General features: G+C 61.8%; 17 protein-coding genes and 1 pseudogene. 6 read left to right on the top strand and 12 right to left on the bottom strand.

Annotation, left to right across the window (positions count from 1 at the left end; translation table 11 throughout):
• Nucleotides 1–91 precede the first annotated feature (91 nt).
• A complete protein-coding gene (locus AB4N92_RS27260; RefSeq protein WP_031291300.1) occupies nucleotides 92–865 on the top strand; it encodes a pyrroline-5-carboxylate reductase family protein in 774 nt (257 codons plus the stop codon).
• Here the strand turns inward: AB4N92_RS27260 and AB4N92_RS27255 are convergent.
• A complete protein-coding gene (locus AB4N92_RS27255; protein ID WP_031291303.1) occupies nucleotides 860–1,753 on the bottom strand; it encodes a LysR family transcriptional regulator in 894 nt (297 codons plus the stop codon). The genes AB4N92_RS27260 and AB4N92_RS27255 overlap by 6 nt on opposite strands.
• A 94-nt stretch (nucleotides 1,754–1,847) precedes the next feature.
• Here AB4N92_RS27255 and AB4N92_RS27250 point away from each other — a divergent pair, with 94 nt between their 5' ends.
• Complete coding sequence (locus AB4N92_RS27250) at nucleotides 1,848–3,014, top strand: MFS transporter (RefSeq protein WP_460128777.1); 1,167 nt, start codon at nucleotides 1,848–1,850, stop codon at nucleotides 3,012–3,014.
• Nucleotides 3,015–3,094: 80 nt separating this feature from the next.
• Complete coding sequence (locus AB4N92_RS27245) at nucleotides 3,095–4,225, top strand: saccharopine dehydrogenase family protein (RefSeq protein ID WP_106119269.1); 1,131 nt, start codon at nucleotides 3,095–3,097, stop codon at nucleotides 4,223–4,225.
• Here the strand turns inward: AB4N92_RS27245 and AB4N92_RS27240 are convergent.
• Complete coding sequence (locus tag AB4N92_RS27240; protein WP_047541772.1) at nucleotides 4,222–5,559, bottom strand: MFS transporter; 1,338 nt, start codon at nucleotides 5,557–5,559, stop codon at nucleotides 4,222–4,224. The genes AB4N92_RS27245 and AB4N92_RS27240 overlap by 4 nt on opposite strands.
• Nucleotides 5,560–5,793: 234 nt before the next feature.
• Between AB4N92_RS27240 and AB4N92_RS27235 the strand changes: the two are divergent.
• Nucleotides 5,794–5,982 (top strand): annotated as a pseudogene (locus AB4N92_RS27235) (putative 2OG-Fe(II) oxygenase); the annotation flags it as partial.
• Nucleotides 5,983–5,995: 13 nt separating this feature from the next.
• On the opposite strand, the gene AB4N92_RS27230 reads toward AB4N92_RS27235, so the two are convergent.
• The 3 genes from AB4N92_RS27230 to AB4N92_RS27220 form a co-directional block, all read right to left on the bottom strand.
• On the bottom strand, nucleotides 5,996–7,489 hold the full coding sequence (locus AB4N92_RS27230; RefSeq protein WP_329605904.1) for a methyl-accepting chemotaxis protein: 1,494 nt from the start codon (nucleotides 7,487–7,489) through the stop codon (nucleotides 5,996–5,998).
• A 169-nt stretch (nucleotides 7,490–7,658) separates the two neighbouring features.
• The gene (locus tag AB4N92_RS27225; RefSeq protein ID WP_045792058.1) at nucleotides 7,659–9,812 is read right to left on the bottom strand and encodes a TonB-dependent siderophore receptor; all 2,154 of its coding nucleotides are present in this window, start codon (nucleotides 9,810–9,812) and stop codon (nucleotides 7,659–7,661) included.
• Between the two features lie 184 nt (nucleotides 9,813–9,996).
• Nucleotides 9,997–10,488 (bottom strand): Lrp/AsnC family transcriptional regulator, encoded by a 492-nt coding sequence (locus tag AB4N92_RS27220; RefSeq protein WP_021493034.1) that lies wholly within the window; start codon nucleotides 10,486–10,488, stop codon nucleotides 9,997–9,999.
• A gap of 121 nt (nucleotides 10,489–10,609) precedes the next feature.
• Here AB4N92_RS27220 and AB4N92_RS27215 point away from each other — a divergent pair, with 121 nt between their 5' ends.
• Together AB4N92_RS27215 and AB4N92_RS27210 are read left to right on the top strand one after the other, a co-directional pair.
• On the top strand, nucleotides 10,610–11,644 hold the full coding sequence (locus AB4N92_RS27215; RefSeq protein ID WP_154973463.1) for a histone deacetylase family protein: 1,035 nt from the start codon (nucleotides 10,610–10,612) through the stop codon (nucleotides 11,642–11,644).
• Between the two features lie 58 nt (nucleotides 11,645–11,702).
• The gene (locus AB4N92_RS27210; RefSeq protein ID WP_236267066.1) at nucleotides 11,703–13,100 is read left to right on the top strand and encodes an amino acid permease; all 1,398 of its coding nucleotides are present in this window, start codon (nucleotides 11,703–11,705) and stop codon (nucleotides 13,098–13,100) included.
• Here AB4N92_RS27210 and AB4N92_RS27205 read toward each other — a convergent pair.
• The 7 genes from AB4N92_RS27205 to AB4N92_RS27175 form a co-directional block, all read right to left on the bottom strand.
• Nucleotides 13,073–13,552, bottom strand: coding sequence for a cytochrome P460 family protein (locus AB4N92_RS27205; RefSeq protein WP_010210198.1), 480 nt, complete (start codon nucleotides 13,550–13,552; stop codon nucleotides 13,073–13,075). The two genes, AB4N92_RS27210 and AB4N92_RS27205, sit on opposite strands and share 28 nt — an antisense overlap.
• On the bottom strand, nucleotides 13,552–14,586 hold the full coding sequence (locus AB4N92_RS27200) for an alpha/beta fold hydrolase (RefSeq protein WP_069673011.1): 1,035 nt from the start codon (nucleotides 14,584–14,586) through the stop codon (nucleotides 13,552–13,554). Before AB4N92_RS27200 ends, AB4N92_RS27205 begins: the two co-directional genes overlap by 1 nt.
• Before the next feature lie 138 nt (nucleotides 14,587–14,724).
• Nucleotides 14,725–15,486 carry a PIG-L deacetylase family protein gene (locus tag AB4N92_RS27195; RefSeq protein WP_010210200.1) on the bottom strand — a complete coding sequence of 254 codons (762 nt, stop codon included), beginning with the start codon at nucleotides 15,484–15,486 and terminating at the stop codon, nucleotides 14,725–14,727.
• Between the two features lie 178 nt (nucleotides 15,487–15,664).
• Nucleotides 15,665–16,324, bottom strand: a complete 660-nt coding sequence (locus tag AB4N92_RS27190; protein WP_042572290.1) for a glycosyltransferase family 2 protein — start codon at nucleotides 16,322–16,324, stop codon at nucleotides 15,665–15,667.
• Nucleotides 16,321–16,920 carry an SAM-dependent methyltransferase gene (locus tag AB4N92_RS27185; RefSeq protein WP_010210204.1) on the bottom strand — a complete coding sequence of 200 codons (600 nt, stop codon included), beginning with the start codon at nucleotides 16,918–16,920 and terminating at the stop codon, nucleotides 16,321–16,323. The genes AB4N92_RS27190 and AB4N92_RS27185 overlap by 4 nt, the downstream gene beginning before the upstream one ends.
• Nucleotides 16,917–17,675, bottom strand: coding sequence for a PIG-L deacetylase family protein (locus tag AB4N92_RS27180; protein WP_137206010.1), 759 nt, complete (start codon nucleotides 17,673–17,675; stop codon nucleotides 16,917–16,919). The genes AB4N92_RS27185 and AB4N92_RS27180 overlap by 4 nt, the downstream gene beginning before the upstream one ends.
• A complete protein-coding gene (locus AB4N92_RS27175) occupies nucleotides 17,672–18,670 on the bottom strand; it encodes an acyl-CoA dehydrogenase family protein (protein WP_042572292.1) in 999 nt (332 codons plus the stop codon). Before AB4N92_RS27175 ends, AB4N92_RS27180 begins: the two co-directional genes overlap by 4 nt.
• Nucleotide 18,671 lies beyond the last annotated feature (1 nt).

The following is an 18,671-nucleotide window of genomic DNA, read 5'->3' as shown; positions in this document are numbered from 1 at the left end:
AGCAGCGAGTGTAGCGTGAACCCATGCCTGCATGAATACGGGAATCGTGCCTATGATGGCCTCGACTACAGAATTGATCGGAGTAGACAGCGTGTTGAAGATTGGAATCCTGGGCGTCGGCGAGTTGACGGAGAAGGTCGTGATCGGCCTGCGTCGCAGCGGGTTTGAGGGGCGGGTGTTGCTGTCGCCGCGCAACCAGGAACGTGCGCAGCAACTCGCTAAACAGTGGAACTGCGAGGTGAGGGCCGACAATCAACAGGTCGTCGATGGCGCCGATCTATTGGTGCTGGGTGTGCGCCCGGAGGTGGTTCAACAGCTTTCTGATGAAGTGCAGCTTAGACCTGAGCAAACGCTGGTGTCGTTGGTGGCTGGATTGAAGCTTGTGGAATTGCAGCGCCGTTTCCCGCGGGCGCGTGTGGTCCGTGCCATGCTGTCCTATGCCGCCCAGATCAACCAGACCACGGTGGTGGTCACGCCCGGCGGTGAACCCCATGCAACGCTGCTGGGCGCGCTGGGGTCATTGGTTGTTTTGGACGAGGAGGAGGCGTTCGAGTTGGCCACTGTCGCGGCCTGCATGAACGGCTGGTTCTATTTCTTCCTGAGCGATCTTCAGCAGTGGTTTACCGACAAAGGCCTGTCCAGAGAGCAGGCCGTCCAACTGGTGATGGGCAACCTGCAAGACTGCCTGGCCAGCGCCCGCCACCAGCCGTCGACCAGCCTGGAGGCGTTGGGTCGCGCCATTGCCACACCTGGCACCTTCACGGCGGCGGGGCTGGAGGTGCTCAGAGATAAAGGCGCGACGCAGGCATGGCGAGAGGCCGCTGATGAGGTGCTTGAGCGCCTGCACAAGCCTGCGCGTTTATAGCCGGTGATGTTCGAGCAAGAAGTCCACAAACACGCGGATCCGCGCCGGCATGCTCGCACCGCCCACAAACACCACGTGGATCGGCTCCCTGTCGCCAGGGTTCCAGGGCTCCAGCAGCGGCACCAGGTGACCGCGTTGCAGGTCCTCTGCAACCGTGAACGTGCCGATGCGCGCGATACCGGCGCCTAGTCGCGCCAGTTGAGCAAGTGCTTCGCCACTGCTGCATTCGATATTGCCGTTTATCTTCAGCGAAAACGTCTTGCCGTTCTGCGCGAAGGGCCAATCGGGTTGGGCCCGGCGGAAGTTGAAACGCAGGCAGTTGTGCCGCAACAGATCGTTCGGCTCCAGAGGCGTGCCGTGTTGCTGAAGGTAGTCAGGCGACGCCACCACGACCTGGCCGGTGTCGCCGATGCGGCGCGCCGTCAGCGGGCTGTCTGGCAGGTCGCCAAAGCGTATCGCGACGTCGGCTTGGCCGCCGAGGATGTCGACTATTTCGTCGCCCAAGGTCAGGTCCACCACAATGTTCGGATAGCGGGCGCTGAACGCTGCCACCAGGGGCACGATGGCCATGCGGCCGTGGCCCAGGGCCGCACTGACCCGCAACCTGCCTTTGGGGGCACCCTGGTCGGCGATGGCGTCCTCGACTTCGGCCATGTCGGCCAGGATGCGCCGAGCGCCGCGAAGGTAAACCTCGCCTTCGGCGGTGAAGGCGATGGCCCGGGTCGTGCGAATGAGTAGGCGGCTGCCCAGGCGCTGTTCCGTGCGCGCGATGACCCGGCTGACGGCTGAAGGTGTCAGTCCCAGTGCCCGTGCCGCGGCCGAAAGGCTGCCTTCCTGCGCCACCATCGCGAATACAGCCATCTCACCCGACCTGCCGTTGAAATCCATTTTTGCCTCGCGCGCAAAGGTGATTGCCAATTAAACGGTCTAGTGCCGTTAAAGCGTAGATCGTAGCATTTGCGGCATAAATGAGGAGTCTTCCATGCGTATCAATCCACCCCTTGTAGCCCTTGCTGTCGGTGCCTTTGGCATTGGCGTCACTGAGTTCGCGCCCATGGGCATGTTGCCCACTATTGCCAATGACCTTGGCGTTTCGATTCCCACTGCGGGGCTGTTGGTCAGCGCCTACGCCCTGGGGGTATTGCTCGGCGCGCCCCTGATGATCTTGACCACCGGCAAGATTCCCCGTCGTCACTTGCTGGTCGGCCTTATGGCCATTTTCACCCTGGGTAACGTGATGTCGGCGCTTGCAACCGGCTATTACGACCTGTTGATCGCCCGCGTCATCACTTCGCTCAACCATGGCGCGTTTTTTGGCGTCGGTTCCATCGTCGCCGCCAGTGTGGTCGCGCCGGACAAGCGCGCCGGAGCCGTCGCGGCGATGTTCATGGGCCTGACCCTCGCGACCATTGGTGGCGTGCCACTGGCGACCTGGTTTGGTGAACTGCTTGGCTGGCGTACGGCGTTCTGGGGCATTGGCGGACTGGGCCTGGTGACCATGGTCGCGCTGTGGTTCGCGCTGCCAAACCTGCCGCTGCCGAAAAGCGACGGTGTGCTGGCCGAAATCAAGGTGTTGGGGCGCGGTTCGGTACTGGCGGCACTGGCCCTGACCGTGGTGGGTTCCAGTGCTATGTTCACCGTGTTTACCTATATCGCGCCGATCCTGAGCAACGAGACCCATGCGTCTACCCCCTTTATCACGGCCATGCTGGTGTTGTTCGGTGTCGGGTTGACGCTGGGCAATATATGGGGCGGCAAGGCGGCAGACCGCTCGATCGACCGGACCCTGATCGTTTCGCTGAGCGCCCTGATCCTGGTCCTGCTGGCCTTCGCATTCCTGATGCGTTGGCCGATACCCGCAGCGGTGAGCATCCTTATCTGGGGGATCGCCAGCTTCGCAGTCGTGCCGCCTTTGCAGATGCGCGTAATAGAAGCGGCCAAAGACGCGCCGAATCTGGCTTCGGCCGTGAATATCGGCGCCTTTAACTTCGGTAACGCGATTGGCGCCGCAGTGGGTGGCGCGGTGATCAACGCAGGGCTGGGCTATCCGGCGATCTCCCTGGCCGGTGCCGCGATGGCGGGCTTGGGGCTGTTGATGGTCGTGACGTTCGCCTGGGGCGCCAGAGGCCGCATGGCTGCGGCGGTCTAGGAAATCGAGTATCGTTGGCCGCCTCAGCTGCCAGCCTGGTGCAGGCGCAGCGCATGATCGATGGTTCAGGGAAGACTGGAATGGCACTCAGGGTGATGGTGATCGGCGGCTACGGCAATTTCGGCAGCATCGTGTGCCGACATTTGGCCGCAGCGCCGGGCATTGAGCTGGTGATCTCGGGCCGTGATCCACACAAGCTGCAGCGCAAACTCGACGAGTTGAATGCGCAGCCCGGCACTGTCTGCGAAGGCTGGTGTGGCGACGCGATGGGGGCCGGATTCGCGGGTGTTTTACTGTCGAAGCACATGCAGTTAGTGATTCATACCGGCGGGCCGTTCCAAGGGCAGTCCTATGCAGTTGCCCTGAGCTGCATCGAAGCCGGGGTGAACTACTGCGACCTGTCCGACTGCCGCACCTTCGTCAATGGCGTGGGCGTGCTGGACGTGCACGCCAAACAGGCGGGCGTGGCCATTCTCAGTGGTTGCAGCTCAGTGCCGACGCTGTCGTCTGCGCTCATCGATCAGTACCGGTCTCGCTTCTCGCGCATCGACTCGATCGAACATGGCATTTCCTCGTCGGCCAAGATGCCAGGCCTGTCGACAATCGAAGGTGTGCTGGCCTACGCGGGCAAACCGATCAAGCAACTCAGGAATGGCCAGGTACACGAAGTGCTGGGTTGGCAGGACCTGACGCTGCGCAAAATGCCGGTGTTGGGCACGCGAGTGCTGGCCAATGTGGATGTGCCGGACATGGACATCTTCGCCGGTCGGTATGGCGCCCATACCTTGCGCTTCAAAGCTGGCGCGGGGCTCAAATTGGGGGGTGTCGCCAACTGGGTGCTGGCTCAGGCACTGAAGCTGGGAGTGGTACGGGATCATGTGGCCTGGGCGGCGCGGCTGCACCGCCTGGGCACCTGGTTCGAGCGATTTGGCGACGGTAAAAGCGCGATGTACATCGATGTGCAGGGCTTGGGGACCGACGGCAGACCTTTGTCATTGACCGTGCAATTGACAGCCTTGAATGACAAAGGCCCGGAGATCCCCAGCTGCGCTGCCGTGGCCCTGGCCATCAAAATCGCTCAAGGTTACGTACCCATGCCTGGCGCGCGACCGTGCGTAGGTGAGATCACCGTGGATGAATACATGGCCGCGATCAACGATCCGGCGAACCTGAGTCTGGCCGTGCGGTTCTCTGACGAGCAGGGCGTTTAACGCGAAAGCACGGGCGCGCTGCTTTTGCCCTCGGGCCCCACGTCGTGCAAGGAAATCCGCGAAGTCTCCGGCAACGCCAACCCACCGGCCAACGCCAGCAACGCCACCGCGATCAAGTAGAACGCCGGTGACAGATTGCTGCCCGTGGTGCTGATCAACCAGGTCGCCATCAACGGCGCGGTGCCGCCGAAGATCGTATAGGCCAGGTTGTAGGTGATCGCCGAGGCGGTGTAGCGCGTACGGGTCGGAAACGTCTCCGACAGCAAGGCTGCCGTGACCACGCCACACAATACCGCCCCCACCGCCAGCAACATCACGCCGACAATGGATGCCGCGAACGAACCGGAGCTGGCCATCAGGAACGACGGATACACCACGACCATCAACAACACACAGGCCGTCATCACGGTGGCGCGCCGCCCGACTCGATCGGAGTACAACCCCGCCAAAGGGCAAATTGCCGCGGCGAAAATCAATGCAATCAGCGACACCAGCAACGCCATCGCCCGACTCAAGCCTCCTGCCACCTGCAGATACGTCGCGAAATACGTGGTGAACATATAGAACGACAGCGCCGTCAGTGACACAAAAGCGCCCAGGCAGCAGATCGCCGCACCATGGTTGCGCAGGGTTTCCTTGAGCGGGGAGTGGGCGACGGTGTGTTCTTCCTTAACGGCCTGGAAGGCGGGCGTCTCGTCCAGCTTCCAGCGCAGGTAAAGCCCCACCAGGCCGAGCGGCGCGGCGATCAGGAACGGCAAGCGCCAGCCCCAACTGCCCATGGCCTCGGCTGACAACGACGCTTCCAGTGCATACGCCACCACCGCGGCGGCGGCGAAAGCGGAAAACGTCGACACCGGCACGAAGCTGCCATACCAGGCGCGCTTATCGCTGGGCGCGTGCTCCATCAGATAGGCACAGGCCCCGGCGTATTCGCCCCCGGCGGAGAACCCTTGGGCGCAGCGAATCAGCGACAAGAGGATCGGCGCCGCTACGCCGATGGCGGCGTAGGTCGGCAGCAGGCCTATTAAGGTAGTGGCGCCGGCCATCAGCAGGATCGTCATGGCCAGGGTACGCTTGCGGCCGATGCGGTCGCCGAGCATGCCGAAGAAAATCCCGCCCAGTGGCCGGAAGGCAAACGCCACGGCAAACACGGCGAAGGTTTTGAGCAATGCCGCGCTGGCGTCGCCGCTGGGGAAGAACTGCTGGGCGATGGTCGTGGCGAGGAAGCCGTAGACGGCGAAGTCAAACCACTCGACAAAGTTACCGATGCCGGCGGCGATGATGACCTTTCGCAGAGTCTGGGGGCTGACCTGTTCGGTGGAGGGGCTCGTCATGGGGGAAGGCCTCGGGATAGCGGTGGGGATGACTGATTATCGGGGCAGGCTGTTGGGCGGCGGGGCCCAAAGAGTCGTCCGCGTAGTCAGCAGCGACTTGCGGGTATTGGGGGGAGGCAGGAATTGGGCCAGGTGAGGCAAGGAGCCTGTGCGCAACTGTGATTAAGACTTTAACAATGGTTTACATCGCTGAACCTTTGATGCCGGTATGGTTTGTGGCTACTGGCAAACATCATGGTCGCCTCGACCTACAATCCCGCCTTGCGCATGCGGGTCGAGGATTGCCTGACGGCCGGGTTCAGCAGCACCTGTGTCGCCAGTAGCGGGACATTGATTATGTTTCCATCCTGGTTGATGCACTCGGTACGACGCTTTAAGGGAACGCGGCCACGGATCTCGATCGCGTTCAACTTCGGTACATGACGCCCCTTAGGTTTCACTGATGGAAGCGTCTGCCCAACGCATCCAACCGCACCGCAATCGGCGGCAGCTGCTCACTGCTGCGAGCCAGGGTTTCCACATCGTTGGCGGTGCTTTGCGCAATGCTCTGCACCGACTGCAACCGCCCGACAATCTCCAAGTTCGCCTCGGTCTGCTCGCGGGTGGTGGTCACGATTCGCCCGTTCAGGTCGTCGATCTGTGCGATGTCGCTGCCCACCGCGCGGAGCATATCGACGGCGACCTGGCTGTCTTCCACGCAGCGGTCCACGCCTTGGCGGCTGTCGTGCATGGCTTCCACGGCCTGGCGGCTGCCGTGTTGCAGGCTCTCGATGATGGTCTTGATTTCCTGGGTGGACACTGCCGTGCGCTGCGCCAGGTTGCGTACTTCGTCCGCGACCACGGCAAAGCCACGGCCTTGCTCGCCGGCGCGGGCGGCTTCGATGGCTGCGTTGAGGGCGAGCAGGTTGGTCTGGTTGGCGATGCTGCTGATCACATCGAGCACGGTGCCGATCTGCTCGGCCTGTACGGCCAGGCCTTGCACCGTTTCATGGGTGCCGTTGAGGCGTGAGGCCAACTGGGTGATTTCCTGCTGGGCGCGGCCGACACTTTCCTGGCCACGCAAAATCTGTTGGCTGGCCTTGCCAGCGTGATCCACCGCCTGTTCGACATGCACGGCGATGTGGCCCATGGCGTCTTCCATACGCTGCATGGAACCGGTCATCTGGGTGATTTCCGCCAATTGGTGCCGCGCGCCTTTTTCCAGGGTGCCGCTGGCGCTGGCCAGTTCCTGGCCGAGTTGGCCAAGGCCGTGGGAGTCGCGCGCAACGCCGTCTATCAGGTGGGTGATCTGTTGCAAGAAGTGATCGAAACGCTTGGCCAGGGACATGTGCACCTTGCCTTCGCCCTGGGCGGTTTGCGCCGAGATCTGTGTGGTGACGGAGAGCATCTTCTCGAGCATTTCCTGGCTCTCGACCGCTTCGGCCTGGCTGTGCACGGCCAGGTACAGCAGGGCGACGGTCTCCATCACCACGTAGAAGGCATGCACGAACACCATGGTCCAGCCGCCGTGATGCTCCATCACAAACACCGGAACGCCTCGATGTTGCAGGGCATGGAATACCACATGGTGCACGGCGATGGTGGCGGCGGCGACCAGGATCGGCAGCCAGTCGCGATAAAACGTCAGCACCGCCAGCAACGCGAAGATCCCGAAGTGCGATTCGATCACGCCCTGCGCCTGGTTAATGTGCAGCGCCGCCATGACCATCAAACCTGCGCCGAGGGCGCAACGCATCACGCGGCTGCCGCCTATCGCACGGTAGAGCAGTGTGAGCACCACGCTGGTACTGCCGCCAACAATGATGGCTTGCATCAAGGTGTCGTGCCAGAACGCCAGGCCCAGGGAGAACAGGAACATCAGCCAGACCAGCGCCAGCATGATGCGGTCGGCTTTGCGGTAGTGCTCGAAAAAACGCGTGCGAGTGGGCATTCACACTTACTCCAGGTGGTCTGGCCGAATCAAAGTGAGGGGCAGGGTGGAGCGAATCAGATATTTTTTTGGTTTTTATTGGATTCAGTGATGCCAACCGTATATCGGCATCAGGAGGCGGGACTTTAGGCGCGGCTACCCGGACGGGTAGCCGCTTATCGGGCGATGGTCAGAAGCTGTATTTGGCCGTGACGCCAAAGCTGCGCGGGTTACCGTAGGTGTCGTTAGGACCCCAGATCGGGCTGTTGCCGATGGCCGAGTAGTAGGTGCGGTCGAAGATGTTGTTCACGTTCAGCTGCAGGTCCAGGTGCTTGTTCACCTGGTAACCGGCCATCACGTCTGCCACGGCATAGCTGCCTTGTTCCAGGCGATAGGTATTGCTGTTGGCGAGTACCACATCGTTGTACATGCGGCTCTGCCAGTAGACATTGCCTCCGACGCGCAGTTTTTCCAGTGGGCCCTGGAAGCGATAGGAAGTGGTCAGCTTGAACAAACGTTCCGGGGTGTCGGTGTCGAAACGCTGGTTGTTGTTGGACGCGTTAGTGTCCTTGATGTAATGCGCACGGGTGTACGTAAACCCGCCGCCGACTTGCCAGTTTTCGGTGAGTGCGCCTTGCAGTTCTAGGTCGATACCTTGGCTGCGTACCATACCGGACGCCTCATAGCAGGTCATGATCGGGCAGCCCGCTTGGCTCTCGGGCAGGGTAGCGCGGTTTTTCTGGTCAATCTGGAACACGGCGAGGCTGGCGTTGAGTGCGCCGTTGAAGTACTCGCCCTTGATACCGACTTCGTAGTTTTCGCCGACGATAGGTTCAAGTGGTTTGTCCGAAAAGTCCCGGTCTGTCTGTGGTGTGAAGATGTCGGTGTAACTCGCGTAAACGGAGTATTGGTCGTTCAGATCGTAGATCACGCCGGCGTAGCGCGTGAGGTTGCGGGTGACTTTGTAGTCGCCGTCGCCCTGACGGTCATCGTAGTCGTACCAGTCCACGCGGGCACCCAGGATCACCTTGAGCGGGTCGGCCAGGTTCAGGCGGGTGGTCAGGTAAACGCCGTCCTGGGTGGTGATGTTGTGGCCTTTGCCGTTGCGCACGAAGTCCGGTTTTGCCCCATTGAACGGGTAATTGGTGTCGTAGGGGCTGTATTCCTTGGACGTGGCGTCATAGACGCGTTTGCTGGTGCCCACCACCACTTCATGGGTGCGGCCGAAGGCTTCGACCGGGCCACTGAGGAACGTGTCCAGGCCGTACTGTTTGTCGTCCTGGTGCGATTGGTAGGCGGTGCGCGCCAGCGTGGTCTGGTAGCGCGACTGGTAGGTGCCGGTGAACACGCCATCCAACTGTGATGACGAGCCGGCGATGTGGAGCTTCCAGTCATTGGCGAAGCGATGTTCGATATCACCGAATACAGTGTCGATGGTGAGCTTCTTGTTTTCCCAATCGGAGCCGGGGTTGGTGGAGCGGGGCAGGTTCAGGTGATGGCCGTCGGTGCCGATGGGCAAGCCGCCCCAGAAGAAGTTGGTCTGGTCTTCCTGGCGCGAAAAACCCAGGGTGGCAGTGGTGTTTTCGCTGAGGTCGGCTTCACCGATGGCGTAGAACAGGCCGTGGTCGCTTTCTTCTCCTTTGCGAAAGCTGTTGGCGTCGCGGTAGGAACCCACCACGCGGCCGCGCAGGGTGCCGCTGTCATTCAAGGCGCTGGAGGCGTCGAACTCGCCGCGATAATCGTCCCAACTGCCGGCGGCACCGGTGATCGACACCTGCGGCGTGGCGGTTGGACGCTTGCGCACAAAGTTGATCGCCGCCGACGGGTTGCCGGCGCCGGTGACCAGGCCCGTGGCGCCGCGGATCACTTCCACACGGTCGAACATCGCCAGGTTGGGCTGCACACTGTTGGCGTAGCCGGAATAAGAGCTGGGAATGCCGTCGAACATCATGTTGTCGATGTCGAAGCCACGTGAGCTGTACGTATGTCGACCGGGGCCGCTGGACTGGCTGAGGAACAGGCCTGGCGTGTTCTTGACCACGTCGTTGACGCTGGTCATGGCCTGGTCGTCCATGCGCTGGCGGGTGATCACCGTGACGGCTTGGGGCGTCTCGCGCATGGTCAGCGGGAGTTTGGTGGCGGTCGCCATTGCTCCGGTGGTGTAGGACTGGGTGCCTTCGGTGGTCTGGCCCAACTGTTCACTACTGATCTGGGTGGCGCCCAATTCCAGTGGGGCGGCTTTTTCCGCCTCAGCGGCAAACACCGCAGGTGAACTTGCAAGACAGACGGCCAACGCCATCAGACTGGGTGAAAAACCTTTGCCGCCGTGTTGTTGCACAGACATGAAACTGACTCTCCCCGAATGCCTTCCGTGGCGAATAATAAAAGTGTTGATAATTATTCGCATCAGTGTGACATGTTGATCTTTTGGGAAAAAGGCTTCAGAGAGAATTGGTTAACGAATTTTTCACCTCCGTGTGACGGCAAATCGCCATGCCGTCGCCCTGGAAATGCGGCGTGCGCAGCGCTTATTCACGCAAGGGGATCGCCACTCGACTCGTCGCCTTGACCTCCCTCAGCGCCAGGCTCGATTGAATCGACGCAATCCCCAACTGCCGCCGTAACACGCTCTCGACAAACTCGCTGTAGCTGTCCAGATCTTCCGCCAGCACCTGCAACAGATAATCCGCATCACCGGTGATCTTGTGGCAGGACAACACTTGCGGCAGTTCCTTCACCACGGCTTCAAACGCATCCGGCGCATGATCGGTATGGATCGCAAAACGCACATGCACGAACGCCATGATGTCCAGCCCGAGCATCTTGCGGTCGAGGTTGGCCTGGTAGTCCTTGATCACGCCTTCTTCTTCCAGGCGTTTGCGTCGCCGCCAGCAGGGCGTGAGGCTCAGGGATAGACGCTCACTCAACTGGGCGTTGGAAATACTCGCGTCTTCCTGGAGCAGGGCAAGGATGGCGAGATCGGTATCATCAAGCGTGACCTGCTTGGTTTTATTTTTCATAAGTTCGCGCCAGGTAGGAAAAAATTCCCGATAAACCTATCAGCGGCGCAAGTAAAAGCAAAGAAAGCCCACGCCAGCCAGAACAAAATAGACCCTGTCTTTTACTGGCGGATGCCCACCCATGTTGACTGTTTTTAGCGAAACCCACCGTTTGCACCACGGCACCGAACTCAAAGACGGCGTGCTGAAACCTTCATTCGAACAACCGAGCCGCGCCGACACCGTGCGTGACCGCGTCAGGCAGGTTGGCCTGGGCGATATCATCACACCGCGCCGCTTTGATCGGGCCTGTTATGTCAACGCCCACAGCGAGCGCTATGTGACCTTTCTGGAAACCGCTTGGGCCGAATGGAGCGCCATCGGTCGCAGCCATGACGCATTGCCCCTGGTATGGCCGGTCCGTGACCTGGCCAACCAGCAGGTGCCGGAGTTTATCGACGGCAAGCTCGGTTTCTTTGCCATGGACGCAGGCTCGCCGATTACCCGCACCACCTGGGATGCGGTCAAAACCAGCGCGGATATCGCCTTGACCGGCCTGGCGCTGATCGGCGAAGGCCATCAGAGTGCGTTCGCCCTGTGCCGCCCACCGGGCCACCACGCGGCCCGCGAATACATGGGCGGTTATTGCTACCTCAACAACGCAGCGATTGCCGCACAGCACGCCGTGACCCAAGGCGCCAAGCGCGTGGCGGTGCTGGATGTGGATTTCCACCACGGCAACGGCACGCAGAGTATTTTCTACGATCGCCCGGACGTACTGTTCATTTCCCTGCATGGCGACCCGGCGGTGTCTTATCCGTATTTCTCCGGCGCTGCCAACGAACGCGGCGCGGGCGCGGGCGAGGGTTTCAACCTGAATTACCCGCTGCCCAAAAACACCACCTGGGATCACTACCAGACCGCCCTGATCGATGCCTGTCGGCAACTGCGCGACTTTGCCCCCGACGTGCTGGTGATCTCCCTGGGGGTCGACACCTTCAAGGACGACCCCATCAGCCACTTCCTCCTCGACAGCCAGGACTTCCTCGGTATGGGTGAAATCATCGCCAGCGTCGGAGTGCCAACCCTGTTCGTGATGGAAGGCGGCTACATGGTCGATGAAATCGGCATCAACGCCGTCAACGTACTGCACGGTTTCGAAAGCAACACCCGATAACAACAATCCGTCGTATTTTCTTCTGCCAAAACTCAAAAACATAACAAGAGGTTTTGTGATGAAAACAACCACGTCCGGGCTTTATGAGAAGCCTGCGTTGCAACGCACCCTGAGCAACCGCCATATCCAGTTGATGGCCATGGGCGGTGCAATCGGCACCGGTCTGTTCATGGGCTCCGGCAAGATCATTGCGCTGTCCGGCACCTCGATCATCCTGATTTACATGATCATCGGGCTCTTTGTGTATTTCGTCATGCGCGCCATGGGCGAACTGCTGCTGTCGAACCTCAACTTCAAGAGCTTCGCCGATTTTGCCGGCGCCTACCTGGGGCCGCGCGCGGCGTTTTTCCTGGGCTGGTCGTATTGGTTGAGCTGGAGCGTGGCGGTGATCGGGGACGCGGTGGTGGTCGGTGGCTTCTTCCAGTACTGGTTCCCCCATGTGCCGGCCTGGATGCCGGCAGTGGGCATGCTGCTCACGTTGTTTGCGTTGAATGTATTGACGGTCAGGCTGTTTGGCGAAGTGGAGTTCTGGTTCGCGATCATCAAGCTCATTGCCGTGCTGACCTTGATCGGCGTGAGTGGGGTCCTGATCGCCAGTTCGTTTGTCTCGCCGACCGGAGTCACGGCTTCATTCACCCATTTATTGGACCCGCAGGCCGCGTTTCCCAATGGCCTGTTCGGCTTTTTTGCCGGGTTCCAGATGGCGATTTTCTCCTTTGCCGGCACCGAGCTGATCGGCACCGCCGCCGCCGAAACCCGTGCGCCGGAGAAGACGCTGCCCAAGGCAATCAACTCGATCCCGCTGCGCATCATCCTGTTCTACGTGCTGGCCCTGGCATGCATCATCGCGGTGACCTCATGGCAGCACGTCTCGCCGAGCAAGAGCCCGTTCGTGGAGTTGTTCCTGGTGGCGGGGTTTCCGGCAGCGGCGGGCATCGTCAATTTCGCCGTGCTGACCTCGGCGGCATCGTCGGCCAACAGTGGCGTGTTTTCCGCCAGCCGCATGTTGTTCGGCTTGGCAGACCTGGGGGATGCACCGGGGATCTTCCGGCGTTTGTCCAAGAGCAGCGTGCCGTTTATCAGCCTGGCCTTTACCACCTTGCTGATGTTGCTGGGGCTGGTGTTGCTGTTTGTCGTGCCGGAGGTGATGACCGCCTTCACCATCGTGTCAACCGTGTCGGCAATCCTGGTGATCTTTACCTGGTCGACGATCCTGGCGTCCTACATTGCCTACCGCAAAAAACGTCCGGACCTGCATGCCAAATCCCTCTACAAGATGCCTGGTGGGGTGCCGATGGCCTGGTTCTCGCTGGCGTTTCTCGCGTTTGTGCTGGGCCTGCTGGCGTTGCGGCCGGATACACGCCTGGCGCTGTGCGTGATGCCGGCCTGGTTTATCTGGCTGTGGATCGCCTACCCGTTCTCGCGCTTTCAGGGTGCCAGTTTGGTAAAGACATAATCCCGATCCTTCACCAATGCCTGGTGGCACGCAAAGCACGTCTGGTGCTGCGCTTCATCGGCCGGCTTGCCATTGATGAACCGGCCGAACCCCCAGCCTCCGGTGGACGCGTATTTCTTCGAGTCCTTGACCATGAACTGTACCGTGGTCGCCGCGCCGGGGATGGACGCAGTCTTGAACTCCGGCGACTGTTCATGCTTCCACGCCAATTTGGCCAGGACGGTGCCATCCGGGAAAGGCAGCTTGCCCTCTCGGTAAGCCTTGAGCGCGGCACTGTTGCCCAGCACCACGCGCAGCTCGTTCAACGGATCCGCCTCCTGGGCGGGCGCCACCAATTCCCATTGGCGGTAGCCGTCGGGAATGGTCACGCCGTAGATCGGTGACGGAGCGCTGTCGGCCAATGCACAGGCCGAACTCGCCAGGGCCAATGCGGCTATACACAAGCGCTTCATCACAGGTGATCCGCGTCAATGATTGCCTTGGCAAACGCTTCGGGCGCTTCCTGAGGCAGGTTGTGGCCCACACCGCCGTTGATCAGGCGGAACGCGTACTTGCCGGTAAAACGCTTGGCGTAATCTTCAGGTTGAGGGTGCGGGGCGCCGTTGGCATCGCCTTCGAGGGTGATGGTCGGCACGCCAATCGACGGCGCCTGGGCGAGTTTCTGCTCCAAGGGCGCGTACTGCGTTTCCCCCTGCACCAGACCCAGGCGCCAGCGGTAGTTGAACACGGTGATCGCGACATGGTCCGGGTTCTCCAGGCCCTTGGCGCTGCGGTCGAAGGTGGCGTCATCGAACTTCCATTGCGGCGAAGCCAGTTGCCAGATCAGCTTGGCAAAATCGTGGGTGTTCTTCTGATAACCGGCGGCACCGCGCTCGGTCGCAAAGTAGAACTGATACCACCATTGCAGCTCGGCTTTAGGCGGCAAAGGATTCTTGCCCGCCGCCTGGTTGCCGATCAGGTAACCGCTGACCGACACCAGCGCCTTGACCCGCTCCGGCCACAGCGCTGAAACGATGTCCGCCGAACGCGCGCCCCAGTCGTAGCCGCCGAGTACGGCTTGTTTGATCTTCAGCGCGTCCATGAAGTCGATCACATCACTGGCCAGCGCCGCCGGTTGGCCGTTGCGCAGGGTCTTGTCCGAGAGGAAACGGGTGTCACCATAGCCCCGGGCGTAGGGGATCAACACGCGATAACCCTTGGCCGCCAGCAGCGGGGCGACCTGGGCGTAGCTGTCGATATCGTAGGGCCAGCCATGCAGCAAGATCACCGCCGGCCCCGTGGCCGGGCCAACTTCGGCGTAGGCCACATCCAGCAGACCGGCCTTGATGTGCTTGAGGGCACCGAAGGCCGTTTGCGCGCTGGTGACGGCGCGGGTGGGCGCGTCGGGCATTTCGGCATGGGCCACGCCCAGCACACCGAATTGCGACAAGGCCAGGGCCAGGAAAAGGGATCGGTGTGTGAAGCGGCGAGTCAATTGAGCGTGCATGGCGAGCCTCCTGCGGCTGAATGTGTGCCTGCTGCTCAGTTGAACGCCGCGTTGTATCTGTGCTGTTTCAGGAAACCGCTTGAGTTAAAGACGGTGTATCCCAGTGGGCTCTGTACACATTGCGATACAAACCCCGCGCTACGACAGCACGATCTCATAAGGTTCGCGCATTCTCTCCAGCAGCACCTGGGCCAGCATGGGCGCCAGGCCGATCGCCGGATCACCGGCCAACTGGCTGGCATAGGCGTGGGCGGCGTGAAGCTTGCGCGCCACGCTCCAGGTGTCCAGGCGCACCTTGCGTGCGCGTTGCCAGGGGATGATCGCGCCTTCGCGAGCGGGCCAGTGCCAGGCCCAGATCGGCAGTTCATACAGCTGCGCGCCCACCAGGGCGCAGGCCTTGGCGCTGGCGCGGCCGACGCTGTCGTGGTCGTCATTGCCGTCGTTGCGCCAAGTACTGAACACCACATCGCCCGACTGCAGGTAGCGCGCAATGAACTGGCTCAGTTGCGGCTCACGGGAGGCGAGGGCGTTGTCGCAGAAACCGCCGCGAATCCACTTCAGGCTGTGCAAAGGCATGCCGAGGCGCCGCAAGGCTTCAGCACTTTCCTGAGGGCGCACCACACTGAGGCGGCTGGCCGGCCAGACGTTGGAGCCAGGATGGCTGGCACTGCCATCCGTGATGGAGATCAGTTGCAGCGGGTGTTCCAGCGTGCTGAGCAGTTGCAGCAGGCCGCCACAGGCCAGCACTTCGTCGCCGGGATGGGGCGCGACGATGACCACGCGTGCGCCGGGTGGCACCAATGAGGACGGGGAGATAGGAGGAATTTGCGCCAGCTGCGGGGCGCTGTTCCAGATTTGCTCAGGGCCGCGACGGCCGTCGCTTAAGGAAGCAAGCTTCATGGGGTGTCACATCCTTGTCGGTTGATGCTGGGTCGTGGCCCGTTGACGGGACGACGCTCTTTTTCCACCACAGGCTCTGCCGCAGTGGTTGCATGGCACTCCAACCCTGGAACGCTAGCAAGGCGTCATCAGCATAGACAAGGATTGGTCGGTTTTACATTTTGTAATGTCGCTTTTTTCAAGTGGCGAGCATCAGGCTCTTCAAGTAATCCCCGAAACCGCCCTGTGCGCGGGCATCCAGGCGCGCACTGGTGATCACTTGCGGGGAATGGCTCCAGGCGATGGAGGCGCCACACAGCTCCAGGTTACGCACCAACTGCACATCCTCATGGCACGGCAAGGGTTCGAAACCACCGGCGCGGACATAGGCACTGGCGCTCACCCCCAGGTTGGCACCGTGGATATGCCGGTGACCGTCCCGCGCCTCGTAACCCTGGTGATAACGAATCTGTGCGGCAGGGTCAAAATCCTCGCTCCAGGTGTCCACAGTGACCGTGCCACACACGGCATCGGCGCCCAGCGCCAATTGGGCCACCAGCCAATCAGGCGCCACGCGGCTGTCGGCGTCGGTGCACGAAATCCAGCGGGCGCCCTGATTGAGCAGATGCCGCGCACCCACGCCACGCACGTGACCCACATTGCGTGCCTGGACTTCCAGGCATTGCACCGGGTAGGCCTGGGCAATCGCGGTGCTGCCGTCGCTGCAACTGTCCAGCACCACCAGGACCAAGACGGTTTCACCCAGTAAACCCGGATGGCTGGCCGCGATCAGAGCCGCTTTCAGGCAGTCGCCCAGCAGCGCCTCTTCGTTGTGTACCGGGATCAGAATGCCGATCATCGCAAGCCCTCAAGGGTAGCGACCGAAGTGCCGTCGCGGCTCCACAGGTCGAGAAGGAAGTCGTGTTCGTGATGAGTGGCCACGCGGGGCATGTCCAAACGCTCGTGGAGCAGGGCGTGCACCTGTTCGCCAGTGTGCGGGCAGCCTTCGATGACGGGGCGCCAATGGCACGCCAGTAGCTGACCGTCGACGGTCAACGACGCGCGGGCACGATCAATAAGTGCGCACAGGTCATCGGCGTCGAGGTAATAACACAACTCGCTCAATACGATCAGCTCGAACTGGCCCGTGGGCCACTGTTCGGGCAAACGGCTTTGTTGCACCTGGGCATGCGAAAAGCCCAACAAACGACTGCGCGCCAACGCAACGGCCGCCGATGCCGTGTCGCAACACAGCAAGCGGTCACAGCGGGCTGCCAGCTCGAAGCTCAGTTCGCCATTGGCGCAACCGGGCTCGAACACCGAGGTGTAGCGCGCACGCGTGAGCAGTGCCAGGGTCAACGCGCGTTTGCGGCGCTCGTACCAGCGTTGACGGAAGGCCCAGGGGTCATCGTTCCCGGCGAACAGTTGGTCGAAATACGGGGTAGCCACACTCATACGAATACCACTTCAAAAGGTTGCAGCAGGCGCTCCACCACGTAGGGCGCCAGCACGGGCCCCAGACCGATCTGCGGATCGCCCTCCAACTGGCTGGCGAAGGCATGGATGGCGTGGCGTTTGCGAGCTACCGCTTCACAGCTCAACGGGATTTTGCGGGCGCGGTGCCAGGGCACCTGGCTGTCTTCGGGGGTTGCCCAATGCCAGGTCCACACCGGCAGTTCATACAGGGTGGCGCCTACCGCAAGGGAGGCCTTGGCGCTGGCACGGCCGACGGCCTCATGGTCGCAATGACCGTCTTCGCGCCAGGTGGTGAACACCACGTCGGTGGGTTTGAGATAACGCTGAATGAAGGCCGCCAGTTCTTCTTCCCGCGCTGCCACCTTGCTGTCGGTAAACCCTGCGCGCAGCCATTGCAGACTGTGCAGCGGCAAGCCGAGACGATGCAGGGCCTGCGCCGATTCCTGGGGGCGCACGACACTCAAACGCTCAACCGGCCAACGCCGCGAGCCCGGATGACTGGCACTGCCATCGGTGACCGAAATCAGTTGGATCGCTCGGCCCAGCGCCGCCAGACCCTGCATCAGGCCACCACAACCCAGCACCTCGTCATCCGGGTGGGGGGCAACGATCACCGCCCGATGGCCTTCGGGCACCAACTGCTCAACACTGATCCACTGCAGTTCGGCCAGCTTTGACGACGCCTGCCAGCGATGCAGCGGCGTGCCTTGGCCGACGATCGGATTGGGTTTCATAATTGCCACCTCCCTGGGGGTTCACCGGCGACGCATTCGCCGAGGCTGGCCAAGTCGCGTTCGGCGTGACTCTGGCGCACATACACCGGCAAGTCCGCCATCAACTGGGCGAAGTGCGGATCCTTGCAATAAGGCCCGGCTCCGACGGCCCGGCCGACGTGGCGCATGACTTGCTCGACCGTGTCTTCGATGCAGGCCCGCGTCTGTTGGGCCCACATCCTGGCATTGGCCTTTGGGGCGTGGTCGACCCGTTCCGCGCTGGCGCGCAGTACACACGCGGCACTGTTCAGCGCGCTGTCGACCGCGCCAAGGTGGGCGAGGGCATGGGGCTCAGGGCGCTTGCTGCACTGGTCACGCAGGACTTCCGCCAGGCGTTGCGCCGCGCCGTACCAGCAGGCGGCAATGCCAATGCCGCCTTGCCAGAAACCCGGGCGGGCGAGGTAATCCCCCGGTCCGCCCACGGCGATCCCCCAGGCTTCGTCAAACACGACGTCCACACTGCCGGTGGCGGCCATGCCCACGGCGTTCCAACCTTCGTCCGACACGATGATGCCCGGTTGATCCATGGCAACCGCCACCAACTGCTGGCGGTCTTCTTCGTCCCAGGCCGTCAACAACCCATGGCTGACCACCGCGGCGCCGGAGCACCAGGCCTTACGCCCTTGTACCTTAAGGCGATGGCCGTCTTTGAACACGCGCACCTTGGCGGTGGGGGGCTCGGCTGCCCACATGCCCCAGGTGCTACCCAAGGGCGGTGACGGGCTATTGAGTTCAGCCATGATTGCCAGCGCATCGGTGTGGCCTTCGAACAGCTTGCACAAGCGCAGGTCATGGCCTGCCACCTGCGCCAGGCGACTGAACCGTTCGAGCGTCTGACCGCTGCCCGGCAAGGGCAGTTGGTCCAGGCCTTCTTCCTGAAGTGCCTTCAGGGCCGCGCCCAGGGCGTGCGTGTCCGCATAGCCCCGGTAGCCTTGAAGGATTCCATGCGGAGCCATG

The sequence above is a fragment of the Pseudomonas sp. S3_A09 genome, assembly GCF_054668065.1.
The sequence above is the reverse complement of the archived record's forward strand: the minus strand, read 5'-3'. Positions and strand labels throughout refer to the sequence as shown.